This is a genomic window from Streptomyces sp. NPDC048258 (assembly GCF_043201995.1).
Lineage (GTDB): Bacteria > Actinomycetota > Actinomycetes > Streptomycetales > Streptomycetaceae > Streptomyces.
Map to the genome: position 1 here is coordinate 19,350 of NZ_JBICZH010000030.1, position 23,348 is coordinate 42,697.

General features: G+C 67.1%; 17 protein-coding genes and 2 pseudogenes. 13 read left to right on the forward strand and 6 right to left on the reverse strand.

Annotated features, from left to right (window positions below; translation table 11 throughout):
* Positions 1-455: 455 nt before the first annotated feature.
* From ACGFYQ_RS38005 to ACGFYQ_RS38030, 6 genes are all read left to right on the forward strand, one after another.
* Positions 456-7,739 (forward strand): ricin-type beta-trefoil lectin domain protein, encoded by a 7,284-nt coding sequence (locus tag ACGFYQ_RS38005; protein ID WP_393751276.1) that lies wholly within the window; start codon positions 456-458, stop codon positions 7,737-7,739.
* Between the two features lie 4 nt (positions 7,740-7,743).
* On the forward strand, positions 7,744-8,166 hold the full coding sequence (locus tag ACGFYQ_RS38010) for a DUF4259 domain-containing protein (RefSeq protein WP_393751278.1): 423 nt from the start codon (positions 7,744-7,746) through the stop codon (positions 8,164-8,166).
* A gap of 274 nt (positions 8,167-8,440) precedes the next feature.
* On the forward strand, positions 8,441-8,830 hold the full coding sequence (locus ACGFYQ_RS38015) for a winged helix-turn-helix domain-containing protein (RefSeq protein ID WP_393751280.1): 390 nt from the start codon (positions 8,441-8,443) through the stop codon (positions 8,828-8,830).
* 26 nt (positions 8,831-8,856) lie between these two features.
* Positions 8,857-9,390, forward strand: coding sequence for a transposase (locus ACGFYQ_RS38020; protein ID WP_393751356.1), 534 nt, complete (start codon positions 8,857-8,859; stop codon positions 9,388-9,390).
* 212 nt (positions 9,391-9,602) lie between these two features.
* The gene (locus ACGFYQ_RS38025; protein ID WP_393751282.1) at positions 9,603-10,085 is read left to right on the forward strand and encodes a hypothetical protein; all 483 of its coding nucleotides are present in this window, start codon (positions 9,603-9,605) and stop codon (positions 10,083-10,085) included.
* Positions 10,086-10,693: 608 nt separating this feature from the next.
* Positions 10,694-11,860, forward strand: coding sequence for a PIN domain-containing protein (locus ACGFYQ_RS38030; RefSeq protein ID WP_393751284.1), 1,167 nt, complete (start codon positions 10,694-10,696; stop codon positions 11,858-11,860).
* 284 nt (positions 11,861-12,144) lie between these two features.
* Here ACGFYQ_RS38030 and ACGFYQ_RS38035 read toward each other — a convergent pair whose 3' ends face one another.
* From ACGFYQ_RS38035 to ACGFYQ_RS38055, 5 genes and pseudogenes are all read right to left on the reverse strand, one after another.
* Positions 12,145-12,549 carry a hypothetical protein gene (locus tag ACGFYQ_RS38035; RefSeq protein ID WP_393751286.1) on the reverse strand — a complete coding sequence of 135 codons (405 nt, stop codon included), beginning with the start codon at positions 12,547-12,549 and terminating at the stop codon, positions 12,145-12,147.
* Between the two features lie 274 nt (positions 12,550-12,823).
* Positions 12,824-13,856, reverse strand: a pseudogene (locus ACGFYQ_RS38040) (transposase); the annotation flags it as partial.
* Between the two features lie 30 nt (positions 13,857-13,886).
* Positions 13,887-14,147, reverse strand: a complete 261-nt coding sequence (locus ACGFYQ_RS38045) for a hypothetical protein (RefSeq protein ID WP_393751288.1) — start codon at positions 14,145-14,147, stop codon at positions 13,887-13,889.
* On the reverse strand, positions 14,144-14,452 hold the full coding sequence (locus tag ACGFYQ_RS38050) for a DUF6247 family protein (protein WP_393751290.1): 309 nt from the start codon (positions 14,450-14,452) through the stop codon (positions 14,144-14,146). The genes ACGFYQ_RS38045 and ACGFYQ_RS38050 overlap by 4 nt, the downstream gene beginning before the upstream one ends.
* 231 nt (positions 14,453-14,683) lie before the next feature.
* A pseudogene (locus ACGFYQ_RS38055) lies at positions 14,684-15,001 on the reverse strand (HNH endonuclease family protein); the annotation flags it as partial.
* 85 nt (positions 15,002-15,086) lie between these two features.
* Between ACGFYQ_RS38055 and ACGFYQ_RS38060 the strand changes: the two are divergent.
* From ACGFYQ_RS38060 to ACGFYQ_RS38075, 4 genes are all read left to right on the forward strand, one after another.
* Positions 15,087-16,307 (forward strand): tyrosine-type recombinase/integrase, encoded by a 1,221-nt coding sequence (locus ACGFYQ_RS38060; protein WP_393751292.1) that lies wholly within the window; start codon positions 15,087-15,089, stop codon positions 16,305-16,307.
* Positions 16,297-18,546 carry a tyrosine-type recombinase/integrase gene (locus tag ACGFYQ_RS38065; protein WP_393751294.1) on the forward strand — a complete coding sequence of 750 codons (2,250 nt, stop codon included), beginning with the start codon at positions 16,297-16,299 and terminating at the stop codon, positions 18,544-18,546. Before ACGFYQ_RS38060 ends, ACGFYQ_RS38065 begins: the two co-directional genes overlap by 11 nt.
* Positions 18,543-18,953 carry a DUF6262 family protein gene (locus ACGFYQ_RS38070; RefSeq protein WP_393751296.1) on the forward strand — a complete coding sequence of 137 codons (411 nt, stop codon included), beginning with the start codon at positions 18,543-18,545 and terminating at the stop codon, positions 18,951-18,953. The genes ACGFYQ_RS38065 and ACGFYQ_RS38070 overlap by 4 nt, the downstream gene beginning before the upstream one ends.
* Before the next feature lie 72 nt (positions 18,954-19,025).
* Positions 19,026-19,955 (forward strand): SMI1/KNR4 family protein, encoded by a 930-nt coding sequence (locus ACGFYQ_RS38075; RefSeq protein WP_393751298.1) that lies wholly within the window; start codon positions 19,026-19,028, stop codon positions 19,953-19,955.
* A gap of 69 nt (positions 19,956-20,024) precedes the next feature.
* Here the strand turns inward: ACGFYQ_RS38075 and ACGFYQ_RS38080 are convergent, their stop codons facing one another.
* On the reverse strand, positions 20,025-20,471 hold the full coding sequence (locus tag ACGFYQ_RS38080) for a hypothetical protein (protein ID WP_393751300.1): 447 nt from the start codon (positions 20,469-20,471) through the stop codon (positions 20,025-20,027).
* A 330-nt stretch (positions 20,472-20,801) separates the two neighbouring features.
* On the opposite strand from ACGFYQ_RS38080, the gene ACGFYQ_RS38085 reads away from it, so the two are divergent.
* The 3 genes from ACGFYQ_RS38085 (at position 20,802) to ACGFYQ_RS38095 (ending at position 23,276) form a co-directional block, all read left to right on the forward strand.
* Positions 20,802-21,065, forward strand: coding sequence for a hypothetical protein (locus ACGFYQ_RS38085; RefSeq protein WP_393751302.1), 264 nt, complete (start codon positions 20,802-20,804; stop codon positions 21,063-21,065).
* A gap of 44 nt (positions 21,066-21,109) precedes the next feature.
* On the forward strand, positions 21,110-21,661 hold the full coding sequence (locus ACGFYQ_RS38090) for an RNA polymerase sigma factor (RefSeq protein WP_393751304.1): 552 nt from the start codon (positions 21,110-21,112) through the stop codon (positions 21,659-21,661).
* 67 nt (positions 21,662-21,728) lie between these two features.
* The gene (locus tag ACGFYQ_RS38095) at positions 21,729-23,276 is read left to right on the forward strand and encodes an IclR family transcriptional regulator C-terminal domain-containing protein (protein WP_393751306.1); all 1,548 of its coding nucleotides are present in this window, start codon (positions 21,729-21,731) and stop codon (positions 23,274-23,276) included.
* The last annotated feature ends 72 nt before the right edge of the window (positions 23,277-23,348 follow it).

Sequence of the window (23,348 nt, forward strand, 5' to 3'; positions counted from 1 at the left end):
CCCCCCTCGGGCACACACTTCGGCAGCCCTCGGAACTCACCAAAAGAATGATTCGGCCTACGGCCGGAAATATGTGAAAGGCCCACTCCCCGCCTGCCTTTCGCACACACGAGGTGCGAGCTGAGCATGAGCCCTCCCACCGACATCTTCACTCCCCGCATCAACCCACCGACCAGCCAATACGACCATTTTGCGCCGATTGCCCCATCGTATGCAGTGGGTAAAGTGATAAAGACCACACCGAATATCGGAACCGTAGGTTTTCCGGCGCTTCGGCCGCAGAATCAGCTGGCTAATTGTCAGTTTCCTGCCGGCCGTGGGCCCTCGGCCGCGGCGGCAGAGCGTGGGGGGTCCACATGTCGCCGTTCTCGGCGAATTTCCGCCTGCCCGGAAACAGAAAGGCACGCGCGAAACGCGCGCGCCTCGCCGGGCGCACCGGCATCACACTCTCCGTGATGCTCGTTGCATCTCTCCTACCCGCCCAGGCCTGGGCAGCGCCACCGGGCGACCGCAGCGGCGTCACCCTGCCAAGCCTCCAGAAAGGCCTGAAGGCAGAGCCCGACCAGGTCGCCACCGCTCAGCTCGACGGATGGAACGGTGAGGGGCTGACGCCGCTTGCCAGGTATGAGGCGAGCGCGGTGGCGCCGCCGGCGGCGGGTTCTGCCAGTGTCACGCTGGCGCCTGCCGACGGTGTCGAGTTCACGCAGGTCGGTGCGCTCCCCGTCAGCATCGGTAAGACCACGGGGACCGGTACCGCTCCGTCGGGGACGTGGTCGGCGGCCGTCGAAGGCCGTACGGCGACCGAGGCCGCCAGCATCGACGGCGCCCTCATCAAGATCACGCCGCCTGCTGACGCGGTGAATCCGGTCGACATCGCACTGGACTACACGAAGTTCGAAGACCTGTACGGCACCGAGTGGGCCTCCCGCCTGAAGCTGCGGCAGTTCCCCGCCTGCTTCATTGACACTCCGGCTCTGCCGGAGTGTTCCGTCTCCAAGGACATCCCGAGCTCCAACCTTCCCGCGGACAAGAAGGTCATCGCGACCCTCGACCCGGCTGCCGCGACCGTCCAGGGCATGCACACGATGACCGGCGGCGCCGGCCCTGTGGTGCTGGCCGCCTCGGACGGAGGGTCAGGCGCGGGCGGCACCTACAAGGCCACGTCTCTGTCCTCCTCTGGAAAGTGGACCGCGGGCGGCAGCGGGGGCGTGTTCTCCTGGACCTACCCGTTGGCGGTGCCGCCGGCTCCGGCAGGTCCCACACCGTCTATCGCGTTCTCGTACTCGTCCCAGGCGGTCGACGGCAAGACGTCCGTGACCAACGGGCAGGCGTCGTGGGTCGGTGACGGCTGGGACTACAACCCGGGCTTCATCGAGCGCCGCTACCGCACCTGCTCTGAAGACCTGAAGCCCACCCCCAGCAAGCCGAACAACGACAACGACACGAACAAGAAGAAGGGCGACCTCTGCTGGGCCGGCAACGGCGACAACGTGGTCCTCTCCCTCGGAGGCACAACAACCGAACTCGTCCACGACGCCGCGAGCGGGAAGTGGATTCCGGCGTCCGATGACGGCTCCAGGGTCGAGCTGAAGACGGGCGGATCCAACGGCGCGAAGGACGGCGAGTACTGGGTCGTCACCACCCGCGACGGCACGCGCTACCACTACGGGCGCCACAACGTCGGTACCCACGGAGACGGCACCTCGCCGCAGAACGTCACCGACTCCGTCTTCACCGTCCCGGTCTTCGGCAACCACCCCGGCGAGCCCTGCTACCAGACGGCCTACGCGAACTCCTCCTGCACCCAGGCCTGGCGCTGGAACCTCGACTATGTCGAAGACGTCCACGGCAACGCCATGGTCATCGACTGGAAGAAGGAAGAGAACCGCTACGCCAAGAACGAGAAGTACGAGGAGAAGGACGCCGCCAAGGTCGGATACACCCGCGGCGGCTACCCGGTCCGCATCCTCTACGGCCTGCGCGCCGACAACCTCGCCGGCGCCCCCGCAGGCCGCGTCGAGTTCAAGACAGAGCAGCGGTGCTTCAAAGACAAAGACACCAACTGCGATGACGCCCAGTTCGGCACCAAGAACGCCATCGGCTGGTGGGACACCCCCAGCTCCCTGAACTGCAAGATGAACGCGGCGAACTGCTACGTCTCGGCGCCGACCTTCTGGTCGCGCATGCGCCTGGACAGCGTCACCACCTACGGGCAGCGCACGGAAGGCTCCACGGCCCTCACCAAGGTCGACCAGTGGGCACTGAAGCAGTCGCTTCCGCACCAGCGCACCGACACCAGCCCCCCGCTGTGGCTGGAGTCCATCACCCGCACCGGCTACGGACCCAAGGACAGCACCAACGGCGTTGCGCTGCCGGCCGTCTCCTTCAAGGCCAACGCAGTCGACATGCCCAACCGTGTCGCCAGGGCCCCCAAGGACGGGAAGCCGGACGCGACGCCGGACTTCGACCGGCTGCGCGTGGCATCGATCCTCACCGAGACCGGCGGCGAGATCCACGTCAACTACTCCGCACCCTGCGCGATCGGCACCACCGTTGCCGATCCGGCGAAGAACACCAGCCGCTGCTTCCCCGTCCACTGGTCCCCCGACGGCGACCTGAAGACCCCACCGCTGGAAGTGTTCAACAAGTACGTCGTGGACAGCGTGGTCGAAAAGGACCGCGTAGCGCAGCGGCCCGACGTCACCACCAGCTACACCTACGAAGGCGGCGCCGCCTGGGCCAAGGAGGACGACGAGTTCACCAAGCCCGAACTGCGCACCTACAGTCAGTGGCGCGGCTACGCCAGCGTCGTCACCACGAAGGGTGAGACCGCGAACGCGGGCAAGCCGGACGCGACCGAGCAGTCCCAGAGCCGCACCCGCTACTTCCGCGGCCTGTCCACCACCGCGGCGAAGATCACGGTCAAGGACTCCACCGGAACCGAAGACCTCGGTGAGGACAAGGACCGGTTCCAGGGCCAGACCGCCGAGACCATCACCTACACCAAGGCCGGCGGCAGCGTCGAGACCCGCGTCCTGACCTGGCCCTGGGATCAGGGCACACCGACCGCGACCCGCCCCCGGACCGACACCACCGCCCTGGAGGCCTACCGGCAGGGAATCGACCACACCGAGGAGATCCGGACCGTCAGCGGCGGCAAGTCCCGGATGATGCGGACCCGCAACACCTACGAGACCCTCTATGGCCTGACCAAGACCACGCAAACCGAGGTCCTGGAGAACAAGGGCACCGGCTGGACCACCGTCGAACAGTCCTGCACCAAACCCACCTACGTCCACAACACCGACAAGAACCTGATCGGCCTGACCGCGGAAGTCCGCGAGACGGTCGGGGACTGCACTGACGCCGCCACCTCCACCGGGACAGTCCTCTCCGCCGGACGTACGTCGTTCGACGCCGTGAACGCCTTCGGTACGGCCCCCGTCAAGGGCCTCCCCTACCAGGTCGACAGCCTCGACGCCGCGGGCACCGGCTGGACGACCTCCGGGCGCACCGAATACGACCCGCTGGGGCGGCCGGTCAAGACCTACGACGCCGTCGGCAACCCCTCGGCCATAGCCTTCAGCCCGGCCACCGGGCCGGCGTTCACCGTCACCGCGACGAACGCGCTGGGGCACACGGTGACGACCAAGGTCGACCCCGCCCGAGGCAGCGTGCTGGAGGCGACCGACGCCAACGACCGCAAGGTCACCACGGCCTACGACGAGCTCGGCCGCAGCACCAAGGTCTGGACCCCGTCACAGAATCCGGCCACCGACAAGGCCGCCTACACGTTCGACTACCAGACCGTCGAGCTCAAGACTCCGGCCGTCACCTCCCGCACACTGAAGGACGACGGCACCTACGCCACGTCAATCGCGATCTACGACGGTCTGCTGCGGCCCCGCCAGACGAAGACCGAAGGCCCGGGCGGCGCACTCATCGTCACCGACACCCTGCACTCCGCGAACGGCACCGTCAGCCAGACCAACAACGGCTACCTCGCCGACGACAAGCTCACCACCTCCCTTTTCGTCCCTGTGTCGATGACCGAGGTGCACAACTCCACCCAGATCGCCTACGACGGCCTCGGCCGCCCGGTCCGCACCACCGCCCTCCAAAAGGGCATCCCCCAGCACTCCGCCATCACCCAGTACGGCGGTGACTGGACCCGGACCCGCAGCGCCATGTCCCCCACCGGGACGACCCCGCTGCCCGGCAGCCGCGCGGTCCTGACCACCACCGACGCCCTCAACCGCACCAAGGAGGTCGAGCACTACACCACCACCAACCTCGACCCCACGAATCAGAACATCACGTCGAACAAGACGAGCTACAGCTACGACGTACGCGGACAGCTCGCCAAGGTCACCGACCCGGCCGGCAACAACTGGACGTACAGCTACGACGCCCGGGGGCGGATGACCTCATCCACCGACCCCGACATGGGCACCGCGACGTTCACCTACAACACCCTCGACCAGCAGGAATCGGCGACAAACACCTACGGCCTCGCCCAGTACACGAAGTACGACGCCCTCGGCCGCAAGACGGAACTGCGCGACAACTCCGCCACCGGCCCCCTCGTCGCGTCCTGGACGTACGACACCCTGACCGGCGCCAAGGGCCAGCCCGTCGCCTCCACCCGCACCTGGGGCACCGGCTCGTACACGAGCGAGGTCACCGGCTACGACAGCGAGTACCGGCCCACCGGATCGAAGATCACGATCCCGGACCTGCCCAGCACCAAGGGCCTGGCAGGCACCTACGCCTACAGCACCACTTACACGCCCACCGGCAAGGTCCAGTCGACGACCCTCCCGGCAACGACCGGCGGTCTGGCCGCCGAAAAGCTGATCACCCGCTACGACGCCGACGGCATGGTGCAGACCATGTCAGGCCTGTCCTGGTACACCGCCGACACCATCTACAGCCCCTTCGGCGAAGTCCTGCGCACCGCCACCGGCAGCGCACCCCATCGCGTGTGGACCACAAACACCCACGACCCCCACACCGGCCGGGTCACCGAAGCCGCCAGCCACCGCGAGACCCTCACCACCCCCGCCTCGGACCCCACCAGCCTCATCTCCGCCGTCACCTACACCTACGACACGGTCGGCAACCCGACCTCCATCACCGAAACCCAGCCCGGTACCGACGCCCAGCCCGCCCCCCGCGTCGACCGCCAGTGCTTCACCTACGACACCCTCGGCCAGCTCACCCGGGCCTGGACCGGCAAAACCGCAGGCTGCCCGACCGGCACAGGCGGCCCCGCCCTCACCGAGGTCGGCTCCGGCACCGCGGGTGACGCCTACTGGCAGGACTACCAGTTCGACGCGATCGGCAACCGCACCAAACTCACCGACCACGACCTGACCAGCGCCGCATACGACGACGTCACCAACTACGAGTACGGCGTGCCCCTCGCGGGCGGCGCCCAGCCGGTCGTCAGGAAGCAGCCCCACGCCCTGCACCAGGTCACCAAGACCACCAAAACCGCGGGCTCCACCGTCGACTCCCTGTCCACCTACACCTACGACGCGGCCGGCAACACCAAAACCCGCACCATCAACGGCGACACCCAGACCCTGAACTGGGACCGCCGCAACAAACTCCAGTCCGCCACCAGCCCCGGCATCGGCTCCGTCGCCGTCACCGGCCTCACCGGCAAATGCCTCGACGTCCAAGACGGCCAAACCACCGACGCCACCCCCGTCCAACTGCTGACCTGCAACGAGACCAAGCCCCAGCAGTGGCGCATCACGGGCGAGACCGTCCAGGCGCTCGGCAAATGCCTCACCGCCGACGGCGGCAAGGCCCGCCTCTACCCCTGTGACGGCAGGACCACACAGAAGTTCACCTACCGGACCAGCGACAAGGCCCTCTACACCGGCACCAACGGCTGCGTCACCGTCCCCAACGACAACGCCACGGACGGCAACGACCTCGACATCTTCGAATGCCGCGGGACCCCTGCCCAGCAGTGGAACTTCAGCAACGCCACCTCCTACCTCTACGACGCCGCCGGCAACCGCGTCATAGAAGAAACCGGCAGCTCCCGCACCCTCCACCTCGGCGGAACCGAAGTCACCGTCAACCTGGCCGGCCAGGCCATCGACGCCGTCCGCTACTACGCCAGCCCCGGCAGCCCCACCACCATCCGCCGCACCAACGGCAAAACCACAGGCCACAGCCTGTCGACCCTGATCAGCGACCACCACAACACCGCCACCACCAGCATCGAACAAGCCCCCGGCCAGAAAATCACGCGCCGGAAAACCGACCCCTACGGCAACCCCCGCGGCACCCAGCCCTCCGACTGGCCCGGAAACCACACCTTCCTCGGCACCGGCACAGACGACAACACCACCGCCCTCACCCACATCGGCGCCCGCGAATACGAACCCACCACCGGCCGCTTCATCTCCGTCGACCCCATCATCGACGTCACCGACCCACTCCAGATGAACGGCTACACCTACTCCTACGGAAACCCACTCACCAACTCAGACCCCACCGGCCTCCGCCCTGACGGACTGTGTGGCGGCAACACAAGCCGCTGCGTACCGAGCGACTCCAAAAGCGGTGCGACAGTCGACTACCACGAGTCCTACCAGTACACGGGCAACGACTGGAAATGGAGCTCGTGGACCGAAGAAGCAAGAGGCAAGCGCTCCTACAAGCGCGATACCTTCAAATCCGGCGGATGGACCCCCCTCAAGGCACGCAGTTTGAAGCTGAACTGGACAACGTTCGCCGGTGCGGGGCGACATGCCGCCTCTAGCTTCAACACCGTCATCCCGACTCAACTCGGGATCGACGCGGCAGACATATACGACGGGCTGATGGGGATAGCCGGAGTCGATACGACGGACCCGGCGTATGAAGACGGCGAAGGCCTCGCGATGGCCGCCGGCCTCCTACTCGGAGGTGCCACCTCCGAAGCCAAGGCTCCCATTGGATTCTGCCATTCCTTCCTCCCGGGCACCGAAGTTCTCCTGGCAGACGGCTCCAGCAAGAAAATCGAGGACATCGAAGCCGGGGATGTCGTTCTCACTACAGACCCGGAAACGGGCGAGAGCTACACCAAGACTGTCGTCGACACCATTCAGACCGAAGACGACAAGGACTTCACCGAGCTCACCGTCGCCACGGAGGATGGCCCGTCCAGCATCATCGCCACAGACACCCACCCCTTCTGGATCCCAGAACTCAACGAATGGATCGAAGCCGGCGACCTCCAGGTCGGCACCAGGCTCCGCACCAGCGCAGGCAACCACGTAGAGATCGTTGCCCTCAACCGCTACACCAAACGCCAGCGCACCCACGACCTGACCATCGACGAGATCCACACGTACTATGTGCTGGCGGGCGCCACTCCAGTCCTCGTCCACAATTGTAATCCGGTCAAGGATTTCAATGTTCCGAACACGCCAGGGGTTTACACCATCCACCTGAAGGGTGGAGAGAAGTATGTCGGAATGTCGACCTCGAATATTCAGGATCGCGTAATGGCTGCAACGAAGCCGTCCCACGCTGTGGGCACTGCTGGTTATTCATGCGCAGACATCTGCAACGTGACCTGGATGCCTCTCCCTGTAGGTGTCAAGTCCGTAATTGCTAGAAGAGTGGAGCAGACGGTGATGGAGGGCTTGAAGAGTCGTGGGGTTTCTCTCGTCAACCGACGAGATCCTGAATTCGATGTCACCGGTCTCGGTGGCCAACAGAACTGGAGGTAGCGACATGGGGACATGGGGTTTCGGTGTTCTGGAGAGTGACACCGCACAAGACTTCATCGACCAGGTGAGAGCCTTGCCTGCTGAGGGGCGATTGACCCCCGTGGCAGATCTCCTAGGGAAGGTCGCAGCAGACGCATCACTCATCAATCGGGAATTCCTTCCGGAAGAGGTAATTGCAGCCGTAGCAATCGTTGCGGCGCTGGGCAACGAATCGCGCAATTACGCATGGATGGATGACGAGAATTTCCTGGATGCAATCCGGGGAATTCAACCTCAGAGTCAACTGCGTGGCGTAGCCCTCATGGCTTTGCGTGAGGTTGCTGAGGGGGATAATTCCTTCCTGCTATCGGGATGGAAGAATGATAGCGATCGCGCCGCTATCACTCGACAGGTTGACGAAATCAAGGCCGTACTCGCCGACGCTTAGGAAAGTTCAAAGTGTCGCGGTTTGGCGAATTTCGAGTTTAAACGGGAAGCTCCGCTGAAGGTCACTTCAGCGGAGCTTCCTGCATGCTGACGCTTGAGGTTGAAAGGGTGGGGTGACAGCGGGCGTTGACGGTGCTACATCCTCGTCATGAGGTACGCGGATGGCGGCGGTCTGACCGCTGTGGGGCGGGTGAAACGTGAAGCGGTGCGTTTCGATGCCGCGGAGATGTTCGGGCAGGGGGTGCGGCCGCCGGAGGTGGCCCCGCAGGTTACGGGTGTCGCGGAAGTCGGCGTACGCCTGGCACGCCGCCTGGCGCGAGGGCGGCAGCGCGGCCCTGGCCTCCAAGGGGCCGGGCGGCTTTCCCTGCCGGCTGGACGATGTTCAGGCCGAGCGGTTGCAGGTCGCGCTGGAGGCCGGACCGGCGGCGCACGGCTGGAGCGAGGACCAGCGGTGGACCCTGGCGAGGGTCGCGGAGCTGATCCACCGCCTGTTCGGGCACCGGTACACCCCGCGCGGGGTGTCGTATCTGCTGCACCGGCTGGGCTGGTCCCCGCAGGTCCCCGCGCCCCGGGCGGTCGAGCGCGACGAACAGGCCGTAGCGCGGTGGCGGACGGAGCAGTGGTCACGGGTAAGAGGGCGGCCCAGCTCCTGGGGGGGTGGATAGTCTTCGAGGACGAGGCCGGGCAGGACCTGAAGCCCGGTAAGGGCCGGACCTGGTCGCGGCGTGGCCGGACTCCGCTGATCAAAGTGACCGGGAAAGGTTCGGGCCGGGTCCTGATGGCCGGGATGATCTGCGTCAGACCGGGTCATGAAAGCAGGCTGATCTACCGGACCCAGACGTACCGGGGTCGTGCGGGCGAGAAGAAGGGTTTCCGGGCCCGCGAGTTCGCGGACCTGCTGACCTCCGCCCACCGGCAGCTCGGCGGTGCCCCGCTGATCGTGGTGTGGGACAACGCCAGCACCCATCACGCCAAGCCCTTGCGGGAGTTCTGCGACCGCAACAGCGACTGGCTGACCATCGTCAAGCTCCCGCCCTACGCACCCGACCTCAACCCCGTCGAAGGCGTATGGGCCCACCTGAAGAAGTCACTCGCCAACCTCGCACCCCGCACGATCGACGACCTCACCCCACTCGTGAAGAACCGCCTACGCGGCATCCAACGCCGACCCGAGATCCTCAACGGCTTCATAGCCGAGACCGGACTCGGACTGGAGCCTCCGTAGCCCTGTCACCCCACCCTTTCAACCTCAGCCTCAGGCCGGGCGCCCCCGCGTACGCAAGGGCCAGCGCAAGCGCAACCAGCCCCCTGTCCCAACCGACGGCAGGAAGCAGGGCGTAGCGGGGCCGGACCCAGGTGAGCTACCGTCAGACCACGCCCACGGGCGTTGCGTCCACGGACACTCGGACCTACGGGTCCTCTCTACGAGGAGCTCGCGTGCTCTCACTCACACCCATCGAACGCGACATGCACCGTCTTCTGCGCTCCCTTGCGAAGGCCGGCGACCCAGTCGACCCCCTTTCTGCCTGCATCGGCTACAAGGAATTCGCGCAACGAATTGACCCACATGGTCTAGACCCCTACACGTCGCAGGGGCAGATGCGTGGGCTCTACCCGAAGCTCGGCCACATCAGCGTCTATGAGCACCAGCACGGTCGGCCTCTGCTGTCGGCGCTTGTCATTCGCAAGGCAACCGGTCGGCCCGGGAACGGCTTTGCCGAACTTGCGTCACAGCTCGGCTTCGAAGCCGCCGAGGATGCTGGGTTCTGGGAGCATCAGGTGGCTCAGACAGTGCGCTTCTGGTCCGCCGATGACCCGATCATGGTGATGGACTCCGCGATGGATCAGGTACTGAAAGAGCTTGGCTCGATCAAGCGCACCGTACGGCGGCTCGCCGCAAAGCCGGTCGAGAAGGCCTGACGGGCGGAAGAAGCCGTCCAGGACTGGCTGGGCGACCCCACGCTGACTCGCAGCTCAAACCGACGCCTTCAAGGCCGGGGCCCCGGGCGCGACAAGGGCGGGGGCGGGGCGCGGCCCGGGACGGGCGCGCAGGCCGACGGCGGACGCCGGGCGGCCCGGCCCCGCGGACGGGACGCGCCCGGAACGGACCCGGACGAGCCCGCCGGCCGGGCCCAGGCGGAACGCGGCCCGGCCCGGCCACGGCCCAGCTACGGAGCCGGGCCCCGGCGGGCCGCCGGTCGGCCGGGCCATGCGGGCACGGCCAGCCAGGACGGAGCGCAGCGCCGGAACGCCACACGGCTCATCCATGGCGGGCTGCACAGCGGCCAACCGTGCCCGAGGCGAGCAGGAGATCATTTACGGGACAACCCTGGGTTAGCCGCTGGTGCCGGAATTCCCCCTGCCCCGGTGATCAGAAGTTGAGAGGGTGGCCCTGTACGCCTTGGAGCCGAGGAAGACGGAGCGCCCCACATTGATCATCCTGGACGCGAACATCGTTAAGGGGACCTCGCTGCGGGGTCCTGTCGCGGACGTCCTCCGCGCCATCCGGGCCGCAGAATGTGGAGCGCGTGGCCACGCCGCGGATCGCCGTGGAGGAGATCGCCGCTCAGCAGGCCCTGTCCTACGCGGAGAAGCACGAGGCGGCCATGGAGGCGTTGGACGACCTCCGGAAAGCCACCCCGTGGGAGCACGTCCACCACCCCAAGCCGTGGTCGGCGGAGCACGTGCGGAGGCACTGGCGGCAGCGGTACTCCTCGATCACGGAGGTTCTGGAGACGTCCCACACGGCCTACCAGCAGGCCCTGTTCCGGGAGACGAACCAGATTGCCCCGTGCAAGACGGTCGGCGACCACAAGACCGGGTCCCGGGATGCCGCGATCTGGCTGACGGCGGTCGAGTACGCGGCGGCACACGAGGACGAGACGGTCTACTTCGTCAGCAACGACTCGGACATGTCCAAGGACGGCCAGTTCCATCCGGAGATGCAGCGGGACATCGCTGGCATGGAGAACCGGTTCCATCTGTTCACGTCGCTTGACGACGTCGTCACCAAGTTCGCCACGAAGGTGGAGGCGACTGCCGACGACGTGCGGGAGCTGCTGGACACCGAGGAGAGTCACGCCACGGTCCTGGCCGCGACGAGGAACGCCTCTAGGCGCTACCGGGTGGTTAGCGGCACGCCGATGCCCTCGGCCGCCAACGGTGATGCGCGGAGGACCCACAGGGCCACCAGCAACTGGTCCCCGACAGCGGTGGCACTGGACAAGGTGCTGGAGGTGAGCGGCCACGAGGTCGGCGGCCACCACTACTTCACGGCCTGGGTGCGGTGGCTACTCAGGGACGACCTGATGATCCGTGGCGAGGTGTATGAGCGGGGGTATGCCTGGGAGACGCGGGCCCTGCTGAGCACGGCGGCGGACCAAACCATGACGGTCCTCGACTTCCGGCGGCCGGGACCGATCTCGGAGGAGGACGTCCCCAACGTGCCGGCGCTCCCCCTGACGACGGAGGAGCGCCTGACGCGCTTGGGCGCGGACCACATTGCGTCGCTGATGAACACTCCGGCGATGCGGGTCACCATGGCCCGCCTCATGGCGCAGCATGGCCCGGACCTGTCGCCGGTCGAGGAGGCGCTCCGCTGCGCCCTCAACGACAGCGCAGCGTCCCGCGAGATGAATGAGCAGATCACAGAGGCCGTCCGCGACTTGTGGCAGGAGCCCGGCGACAAAGAGTAGGCCGGGGTAGCGACGTCCACCCGCAGGGACCCGGCCCTACCCATCCGGGTGCGGGCCGTTCCGCCCGCACCCCAGAGCCGCAGATCAGACCCTCAGGCGAGGCGCAGCCACGTACTCCACACCCCACTCCGGAGCGATCACCTCACCCGTCGCCGCATCCGTGCAGTAGGCGCTGAAGATCTCCGAGGCGCTGAGCGGCTTGGCATAGAACTCAACCAGCTTCCAGCCGCAGCTCGACCAGCCGCGCCTGTGGTCGGCCGCCGGCCGTCAGCATTGAGTGAGCGCTACGTCAATGCCTTCCGCACCAGTCCGGCAAATCCGTGTTTCGAACTGCTGTCGTCGAGCCGTCCGAGAAGGTCGGCCACGGCAGCCGCCTGAATCGCTGGCGCCCATCGGGACTGGAGCTCCATCAGCGCAGGCGCGCTCTCGGCGTACAGCACTTCGTAGTAGCCGCTATTCGACAGGACGACGAGGAAGCAGGGTGCACTGCCTTCCTTATCGGTGCGCAGACGGTAGATCTCCAGCCACAGAGGATTGTCGTCACGGCGACCAAGGCCGCCCCACCTGTCGTAGCCCGCGTTTTTGACTTCCTCGTCCCAGTCGTCGAGGTGTCGAAAGGGGGCAAGTGGGTCGCATTCCAGCTGAACCCACTTACCTGAGGTGGTGAGCACGAACGGCAGCGTCGTCATAGTCAAACCGTGCCGTACGTCGCCCGCCAGGCGCTGGCGTTCTGAGATATCCGTTAGCCGACGTGGCCAGCCCCGGCAGCCTCCCCGTGGCCCGCGCCAGACGAAGAGGCCAGTCACGATGCTGCCCAGGCTGGCCGATCCGCCGGCGAGTAGGGCGCTCACCCGTTCCGCGCGGGTGAGGGGCCCGCGCCGCACTCGACTCATCCCCCAGCTACCACGCCCAGGGCGGCGGCTACGGCGTCCGCCCGGCATCCCGGCTGCGCACCCTCGGCGGGCGTCGCAGGAACGCCTGCCAGCGCAGATCGACGTCGGCGCCGGTCAGGCCGGTGGCGGGGACCACAGCCACAGGGGCAGCGGATCTCCGCCACCGGGCAGGCGGTCGACCTCCAGGCGGATCAGCGTCCCTTCGATGATCGGGAGTTCGCCGTCGTGGTCGATCCAGGCGGAACGGGTGGTGAGCCTGGGGTGGAGACGGTCCCAGGCCATCGCTTGTGCGGTGCCATAGCGGTCGGTGCCCTGGACGGTCGCCGTGTCCGGCTCGCCCCAGGTCTCGGGCCTGGCGAAGCGGAACTCCTTGCCGTGCTTCGGATACCGCCCGCCCCGGGGATAGGCCTCGGCGTACTCCTTGAGCGAGGGCGTCGGCCGGCGCATGACGCGGTCCGAGCGCATCCGCCCCAGGACTTCGACGGGCAGCGCGTCAAGCATGTAGGCCATGCGCGGGGCGTCGTAGCCGGCGTCGAAGACGACCAGGATGTCCGGATCGCCCTCGCGCCACCGTCCGCCGGCGATCAGGTCCTCGACGACACGGCGGACCTGGGCGGAGGTGACCTCGGCGACGTCGTCCTCTGGGCCGAGTCGCACGGCGTCCAGCAGCTGGCACCAGGAGGTGCGGCCTGATTCAAGGGCAGCGACGAAAGAGTACGGCCAGCCGGGGATCATCAGGTGCTGGTCCCGGCCGCGGCCGAAGGTGTGGCAGAACAGCCGCACCGGGCTGCACTCGGCGTCGGCCGGAGCCAGTTGCTCACGTCCACTGCCAGGACGAGCCGGCCGTCAGCGGCCTGCGGCTGTGACAGCGCGGCAAGCGTTCTCCGCAGCCGTCTGGCGTCGATCCGGCCGTCATTCAAGGATGCGTACAACGCGCCATGCCCGCGGCGGTGCTCAGCCAGCAGACTCAGATCCACCGGTGTCCTCACCGGCCCGTCCGCACACAACAGGGCGTCCGTCAGCTCGAACAGTTCGTCACGGTGTCCGTGCAGGCACGAGTAAAGATCGGCCAGCGCCACGCCCTGCCAGAGCGACAGCGTCACCGGGGCGGGCCGGAGCGTTGCCACGAGTGGCTAACCGAGCCAGACGATGTCCAGGACGGACAGGTGCCGAAGGGCCCGGTTCGCGAAGTAGACGATGGACAGTTGGCCGGCAGACGCAATACGGACGTCTTCGCCTTCGGGGTCACCGGCGCCCCATTGACGGAAACCCCACGGGTCCGTCGCAGCGGCGTCCAGCAGGTCCCACACCGTCTCTTCCGCGTGCTCGGGCAGGTTGGCGAGCACCTTCGCGGCCGGCGGCGACAGCCGGACCGCGTACGGCTGAGCACTCACCGGCGCCTGCCCCGGAGCTCCTCCAGGTCCACGAACCCGGTCTCATCACGGCCCGAGGCAAGGAACACGTCGACCGCCGGGGCGGACGCCACGCGCGCCTGCCAGACCTGGAGGACTTCGTACAGCGCGGCGAGGGAGAACGTGCGGCGTGACTCCTCCAGCGCCGTGGCCCACTCCTGCTCGAACGCCGGCACCCATCGGTCCGCGCGGCGGTCGGCGCGCAGTTGCGCGAGCAGTTCGGCAGGAGCGCCCGGCGCGGGCGCGTACGGGTTGACGGGTGCGTGGTGGGCGGGCTGGGCGCTCATCGGCTGTTCCTCCCGGCAGGTCGTCACCCCCACGGTACGCGCGACGGGAGGCCGTGGAAGCGGGCATGGTCAGATTGCACCACGGCAGGCATCCCCGACCGCTCCACCATGACCTGCAGCGGACTCCAGCAGACGCTCACCCGGAACAGGAGCTGCGACCCGGACCTGGACTTTGGGAAAGCCGAATCCGTGAACACCCCCGCGCGATGAGGTGGCTGTACCGAATCGGGGTCAGGCTGCGGGCTCGTAGACGACGGTGGTGTCGGGGCAGTCCTCCGCGAGGCCGAGGAGGGCCTGGCGCTCGGCCTCGTCCACGGCCAGGTCCCAGCGCAGCTTCGTGCCGACCCAGATCGCGGCGTAGGTGCAGTGGTAGGAGGCGTCCGTCGGCAGCCACTCCGCCGGATCCTTGTCGGCCTTGGAGCGGTTGGAGGCGGCGGAGACCGCGATGAGGGTGTCCGGGCTGTTCTGGTCGTTCGCGTACGCCTCCCGCCGTGCCGCAGTCCACGGTGTCTGCTCGGAGTCGAAGACTTCTGCGAGCGGGACGAAGTGTTATCCGTACCTCAGCGACGCTGCCGTCGACATCTGCGACAGCCCGGGATGGCCCGTTTCCTCGCTGTGGGAGGTGCGTTATCCAGTGCAGCAGATCGTGCCGCTGACAGCGACGACGTGGCGGGAGAACGGCTTGGCGACTACACAGCGGGTAGCCACCGTGGAGGGGCCGACCTGGACGGTGTTGGCGGGAGACTTCGCCGTCGTGGGCCCGGTCGAGCAGTATCTTGAGTACCTGCGGTCCACTGAGTCTTCGCCGAATACGGTCAAGAGCTACGCAAGGGGGCTTGCCCTGTGGTGGTCGTTCCTCGAAGGCCGCGATCAGGCTTGGGACGAGGTCGGTGCGGCCGACCTCGGGACGTTCGTGGGGCAGCTTCGTCGTAGGAGTGTCGCGGAGGACATCGTCCAGCTCCGCCCCCCGGACCGGGCTCCTGATTCGACGGTGGCCAGCCGGGTTCGTTCCGTCATGGGCTTCTACCGCTACCACGCAGCCCGAGGCGTGGAGGTGGCAGACCGACTTTACGAGACGGTGCGTTCCCGACCGGGCAACTACCTGCCGTTCCTTGAGCATGTGGCGCGCAAGCACGGGTGGCGATCGAGTGCCGTGCGGATCGGGGTCCAGGCGAAGCCGGTGCCGGTCCTGCTCCCGGGGCAGATGTCGGCGCTTCGGCAGGCGGAGGCTTCATGGGATGGCGTGGATGCGAAGTGGTTGGGCGAGCTCCGATATCGCCTGCTGTGGACGTTGCTGGAGGAGACAGGCCTGCGGCTCGGTGAGGCTCTCGGGCTGCAGCACCGGGACTGGAAGCCGGGTACCGGGACGACCGCCCAGGTCGAGATCGTCCACCGCGAGGACCATCCACACGGGTTGCGGGCGAAGAGCGGTTACCGCCGTGTCTTCATCGGGTCTGAGTTGGACCGGCTCTACGGCGACTGGGTTTGGGCCCTGTGCGAGGCGGGCGCGGACGTCGCACTGAACGACTGGGACAGCGCCTACATCTTCTGCAACCTCCACCGCGGTTCCCAATTTGCACCGCTCCGCCCGGAGACTGTCTACAAGCATCTTGGGGTAATGAAGCGGCGCCTCGGCCTTCCTGCGGACATGACCCCGCATTGGTACCGGCACACCCATGCGACGGCCCTGCTGCTGGCCGGAATCCCTGAGCACGTGGTAAGCCGCAGGCTCGGACATGCAGATATCCAGACGACCATCAACACCTACGCCCATGTGACCGACGACGCGGAACTCCGGTCTTGCACCGACTGGAAGAAGATCACGAAGGCTTGGGGTAGCTGGGATGAACATTGACCCGGCGCCGTTTAACGTCGGTCCGGATCCGGCTCTCCCATCACCACGCACTCGCGTCCGCAATCGTCAGGACAAGCGCGATCCTCGCCTGCCGATTGCCGAGCTCTTCAGCGAAGAGCGCGCCCAGCAGTTGTGGGACAGCCTTTCCGAGGGGCACCGGCAGGACCACTTTGACTCCACGAACATGCCCGCCGACTATCGCCAGGCGTTCACCACCCTGAGCAGCAACCGCGAGCGCGGCTGGTCAACTCAGGCAGTCAGCCTCCGAGGCCTCCCCGATCCGATGCTGTTCGAGCTGGCGTGGTGCATCGATCGCCAGGTAGCGGACGGGTACAGCATCAACCCTGCCCGTTTCCAAGAGCTGCGACGAGGATTGGTTCTGGCCGTTGAACACGGCGGGCCGGCGGCGCGAAGGGCACGGTCTCTGACCGCGCTGTCCCACGAGGAATGGGAGCGAGAAGTGCGGCTTGCGGTAATGCGCACCACGCCGTCTGCCAACGCCCATCTTCCGACCGTCGTTCTTCACAGCGTCAAACACCTTCAGGATCGCCTGGCCTACGCCTACCACGATGGCGAGTGGTGGCGGCTGAACCTGTGGAACCCAAGCCTGGACCGGCGTATCCCGCAGCGGGAGCACGAGCCGGAGGGTCGCCGCGTGGTCAACTTCAGTCAGCTGACGACAGACTGGTTCCGTGAGGCCGCCAAGTGGTGGCTGTCCGTCCAGCTCTCTACCGAGCGGTACGTGTGGTCGTCGGTGAAGAGTCGCCTTGACCACTTGAACTGGCTGCACTGGTACATCGAGCAGGCAGGCTGTGTCGGCCCGCAGATCGTCGACTCGCCGGAGGAGCTGCGGCCGTGGTTGCTCGGTCTGGTCGACGCGCTCAACAGTCACACCGCTCTCACCGGACCGAACAAGGGGAGCAGGCTCGCGAAGAACAGCCGCCGTGGCCCGTTGGTGACCATGGAGCAGTTCTACCGCTGGATGCACGACAACCGCGCTGAGGCAGTCAAGGTTCTCAGGGAGCCGCGCTGGGGCCGGCTGGGGCTGCACCACACGGTTCTGTTCCGGCTGGACGACAAGCCGCGGCTGACCAATCAGCTCCCGGACGACATGGCCCTTGAGGATGAGGCCATCAGTCAGATCGCAGCGGGCTCAGGCATGCTGGCCGCTACCAAAGCCGAAGGAGGAATGGACGACAGGCAGGCGTTTCACGCCCTCATGCTGCTGATCCGTACCGGCCGGCGGATGAACGAGATCCTGATGATGGACTTCGAGCCGCTCCTGCCGCTCTTGCCGGTGAAGGGTAAGGACGGACGCGAGGCGGACGGCTTCGTCGCCCGCCTCTCCTACCAACAGACGAAAATCGAAGGCGGTGCCCCGCCGACGATCCCCGTGGACCAGGAGATCGTTGACATCATCCGGATCCAGCAGCAGTGGGCCCGTGATTTCGTCACTGCCCGAGGCGCACCGGAGGGCACGAACCCGCGCTACCTGTTCCTGCAGACCCGCAGCAACCGGCTCGGCCTGAGACCGTACGCGGCAGCGACCTTTCACCACCGTCTTGGCGACCTGACCCGGACACTCGCCATCAGCGACAGCGTCGGACGCCCGGTCCAGATTTCCAAGACCCATACCTTCCGGCACACCCGGGCGACCGACCTGATCAACGCCGGCGTGCCGATCCACGTGGTGATGCGCTACCTCGGTCACCTGACACCGGCCATGACCATGCACTACGCCAAGACCCTCGCGGTCACAGCCGAGCGCGAGTTCCTGCGCTACAAGAAGGTGACCTCCGACGGTAGGACCGCAAACCTCGACCCGAGCGATCTCTACGACCTCTTGCACCTGGACCAGCGAGCTGACCGGGTACTGCCCAACGGATGGTGCATGCTGCCGCCCAAACAGGTTTGTTCAAAGGGAAACGCCTGCCTGACCTGCGACAAGTTCGTCACGGACGCTAGCCACCAGGACGAGCTCAAGCATCAGCTCGAGCAGACCGAAGCCCTGATCGCCCGGCGACAGGCTCAATTCACCTCGCGACACGGACAGCCTATGGGCGAGGACAATGTCTGGCTCGGCGGACGCCTCGCCGAGACACGGGCCATCTCCAAGGTCCTTGTCGCCCTCGATCGCGTGGGCGTTCTGGAAAGCGGAACAGTTCGCGCTGTCCGCGGGGCCGGCACACCCGATCGGGCGGAGCCGTCCGTTGCCCATAGTCAGGAACCCAAGCCATGACCCCATTGCCAGACCATCTCCACCAGGCCGCGAAAGCGCGCACTGCGGAGGCGGACACGCGGGCTAGAACCGCCCTCGCCCAGATGGTCAAGACCGGCCAGGCGGTCAGCTTCACGGCCCTGGCTCGTACGGCAGGCGTGAGTACCGACTTCCTGTACCGGCACCCCGAACTCCGCAGTCTGATCGAACGCAACCGCGTCAAACATGGCCAGGTTCCCCGAACGCGTCACGCCGACACGGAACCGCTGCCGTCGACCTCAGCTGCCGTGCGTGCTCTCAGCACGCGCCTTTCACAGCTACAGCAGGCGCACCGCGAGGAGATCACGCGGCTGCGGAAGGCTCTGGAGGCGGCGCACGGCGAGAACCTGGAGCTGCGGCGCCGTCTTGCCATATTCGACGCAGACTGAAAACCGCCGGTCAGCCCGATGGTGGACTATGCTCGCGGCTCGAACCACCTTCTGACATGAGAAGAAGTACCGGTGGACGACAGGATCGCCCGCATCCAAGGCAAGCTCGCCATGCTCCCGGGAACTGAGAAGGCCGTACTCGGCCCCGTTCTCACCGAGGCACAGATCTCGGCTTTCGAGGACAGCCACGGTGTCCGACTGCCCGAGGAGTTCCGCCAGTTCCTCACCCGAATCGGCCACGGTGGATACGGTCCCACCTATGGGCTGCTGCCGATGGAGCGGTGGGCCGGGCAGGTTGGCATGGGACAGCTCGCCAAACCGTTCCCGATTGTCCCCGACCTGGATGTCCCCACAGGTCCTGATGACCGAGGCGAGCTCACAGGCTCTTTCCCCGGCACCATTACGATCGTCTACCGGGGCTGCAGCGACTTCACGCTGCTGGTCGTCACAGGCTCCGGGCGCGGGCGCCTGGTCGAGGTCAACGACGAAGGGTTCTTCGCTCCCCGCTTTCATGCCGACTCTGACTTCCTGTCCTGGTACGAGCGGTGGCTCGACTTCGTCCTGACCGGACACCGGGACCTCACCTGGTTCGCCGACCAGATGGCCGGCAACGAGGTCCAGCTCGTGGCCACACTCCTGGACGACGAACTCGCGACAAGGCGGCGAGCCGCCGCCTACACATTCATCACCCACCCGGGCCCGAGCATCGACCTGCCCGGCACACTTGTGCAGGCGCTGACTGCAGAGACTCACCCAGCCGTCCGAGAAACGATCCTGCGCGCCCTGGCCGCCCAGGGAGAACACGGCCGAGACCTACTCACCACGGCACTCGCCGATCCGGTCCCCAGCGTCCGCTCCCTCGCAGCCATCCTGATGACGACGCGCACTCCGCAGGCGTGGCGCCTACCTACCCAGCGACGAGAAGCCCTCAGCCAACACCTGGCGAACGAGACGGACGACTCGGTACGAGAAGCCATTCAGAGAACACTCAACCTGACGTGACACTCTCCCTGGGCCCGCGATACCCGCGAACGGCATGCCGCTGACGCTTTGACCAGCAAGAACTGTAGGTCAAGCCGTCGGAGGTGCAGATAAGAAATGGTCGACGTCCAGGCGGGCCGCGTCCGTGACGACCACGTCGTCGTAAGCACTGCGCCACGACCCGCCCGTCAGCTTGCAGCCGGCCGCGACCTGCGGCGCCACGACCGCCTCGGACAAGATGACCTCCTTGCGGGTATCGCATCCGTCGGAGGCGATCAGGCCCTTGTTCCAGTGCTTGTACAGGTCCCGCTTGTAGCCCTCCCGGTGCTCCTCCGCGACCGGCATCAGGTCGATCGCCTCGAACAACGGCAGCGGCGCGCGCACTCCCGGCGCACCCGGTACGGCGGGAGAAGAGGCGACCGTGGCAGCCGCGGTCGGCCGCATGCCTGCGGCGTGGGAGGCGGGGGCGGTGGTGAGCAGCGGCAGGGCGGCGAGGGTGAGTGCGGGCAGGCCGCGCAGCATCAGGTTCTTGATCACGTGGGTGGGTGTAGCGCGGCTCGCTTGGTCTGCGACAGGGCGTGAGCAGCCAACTCACCCGTGCGGGCGGTCTGATTCACTGCGGAAACGATCACTCATATCGGGCGGGTGCCTGCCGGCCAGGCCGTCACCGAGGGCCGCAGTTTCGATGCCCGCAGCCGCTGGCTGTGTCACATGCGCTCCGCGGACGCTCGGATCTGATCACCGGTCGAGTGGTGACCGGTCAGTGTGGGGCAGTTGTGATCGGCTGTTAGTTTCGGTGGGGGCTGATCCGTAGGACAGGTGCCGGCACGAACCGCGCCGGACACCTTCGATCCGTTGGAGCCCAGCATGTCGTCGCTCCCCGAGATGGCCGGGTACCTGCCGGCCGCCGTGAGCGCGCTCAGCGCACTGGGTGCCGTGTGGCGCCTGGCCCGCCGCAAGCCACCCAACACTACCTGCGCATGTCTGACCGGCCCCCCGGCCGGGGCCGGCGGCCGCGTCAAGCGGCAGGTCCTGCGGTACGAAGCCGCGGACGGAGGTGTACTGACCGTCTGGACGGTCGGGCCCGTTCTCGCGGTGGCGGCTGGCCACAAGGAGCATGGCCTGTGGTAGCCGAGGAGCCTGCCAGCCAGGTACCGCCTCGCTGGGAGGACACCGTGGGCGAGGAGCTGGTGAAGGCCTACTCCCGCTATCGCACCGAGGCCGGGCGGATGCTGGGTGCGAAGTTCAGGGATGTGCCGGCGGCGGAGCGCGAGGACATCGTCCAGGTCGCCTACGAGCGCACTGCACGCAAATGGCTGCGGGAGCAGCTCGGGCCGGAGTACGATCCGGTCCCGTATGCGATCCGCACGGCGCGGAATCTGGCGGTCGACAGCCTGCGCAAGCGGTGCCGGGTGCCTCTCGGTCACGAGGGCCCCGATGGCGCGGACCGTGTTGTCGTGCCGCTGGGCAGGGGCGACGAGGGCCTGGATGTCGTGATCCGCGCCATCCAAAGGATGGCTCCCACGCAGCGGCGGGCGGTCGTGGAGCTGCAGAGCGGCGGTGCGGAGGACGACGAGATCTGTGCCGAGCTCGGCATACCTCGCAAGCAGGTCCAGGTCCAGCGCACCAGAGCGATCCGGGAGCTGCGGCACAAACTCCGGAGTCATATTCGTCTCAAGAGGAAGCGGAAACAGCAACAACAGGGGGAAGGGGACTCAGGTGAATGAAGCGAGGAACGAAGGTCCCTGCGAGCACCGTGACGAGCCCGAGGTCGCCGATCGGCTCACCGCTTTGATGGCACAGCTGCAGGGACCGGCCGACTTCTGGGACCGCCCGGAAGGCGACTGGGCCGGGGTCGAGCCCGGTGCTCTCGCCGGCAGCACGCTGCTGGAGGCACGTATCCACGCCAACTCCTGTTACCAGCTCGGGTCCAGGGCGCTGCGCCGGAACGATCTGGAGGCCGCGACGGACTGGCTGAGTGAGGCGGCCGAGCACGGTCACCCTGGTGCCCTGTTCCGTCTGGCGGCCGTCGTGCACCGTGTGAGGGCTCCCGGGTCCCAGGGCGATGTGTCTTACCTGGTCGGGGAAGCGGCACGGCTGGGCCACGGCGATGCGCGTGTGCTTCTCGCGCAGACCAGCGGACGGCCGGTGCCGGCCATCGGGGCACAGGACCCGGAGTTCGCCGACGAGGTCTGGTCCGCGTTCCGCCTCGGACCGCTTCCGGGACGCAGCGCCCGGTTCTCCGGGTCGCCTCTGCGTGCGCCGCAGCTGGTGGCCGCCCGCCAGGTCCCGGGCCGGGGGCCCGCTCCGGGGCAGTGGAAGGCCGTCGAGCGGGCTCTGCGGATCCTGCAGGTGCTGCACGGATCCTCCGTCGCTCTCAGCTCTGCCCAGCTGGCCAAACGCACCAGTCTTCCCAAGCAGGTTCTTGAGCGGCTGCTGCACTGGCTGTGCCAGCTGGGCATGGCCGCGGGTCTCGACGACGGCGGATACCTGCCCGGCCCGAAGCTGCAGATCCTGGCCCAGCCCGCCGGCGGGCTGGCCGAGGCCGCGCTCCAGGAGAATCTCGCCACCCTGCGGGACGCCGTCGGCGCCGCCGTGTACGTCAGCAACTACGCCGACGGTGAGATCCACATCTCCCGCTTCTCGGACGGCCCCGAAGCTCCCCGCGTCTACGAGTGGGTCGACTTCAAGTTCGCCGCGCACGCCAGCGCCGTCGGGAAAAGCCTCCTGGCCCAACTGCCCTACGAGCAGCGCATGGACCATCTCTCACGCCACCGGACCCCTCCCCTGACCTCCAGAACCATCACCGACCGGCAGCGTCTCTTCGAGGACATCGACCGTCGCGGGCCCTGCGCCCCCCAGTTCGACCTCCAGGAATACTCCACCCGCGAAGTCTGCGTCGCGATCCCCATCAACCTCGGCAACCAGGCTGACGCGCTCGCGCTGTCCCTGCCCGCGGACCAGCTGCACCGCCTGGACAAGGCAGCGAAGATCCTCTCCGACCAGTCCACCACCGTGCTGCTGTCCCTGCTCCTCGCCGCGAATCCGCCCGTGGAACCCGTCCGCGCGCCACAGCACCAGATCGCCGTCGTCCCGCCCCACGGCGTACTCCAACGCCAGCCAGCGCCCGGCGCCCACCGCCCCGCACCCGTCATCCTGCGAGGACCCGCCGGATCCCGACCCCGGGCACCAGAGAAAGAAGAGACGACCGCCCCTGCTCCCACCGCGCCCCACACAGCACCAGACGCCCCGCCCGCCGAGTGGAACGACCTCTTCGCCGGCCGCGAAGACGACGTCGTCACCCTCGAACCCATCGACGCCGGCTACGCCACCGCCCCCTAGTACTCCAGTGTGACTTCGCGATCTACGCGCTGGAGGGGGCGGAGAGCCGCTGCCGGAAGTGGCTGCGACGTG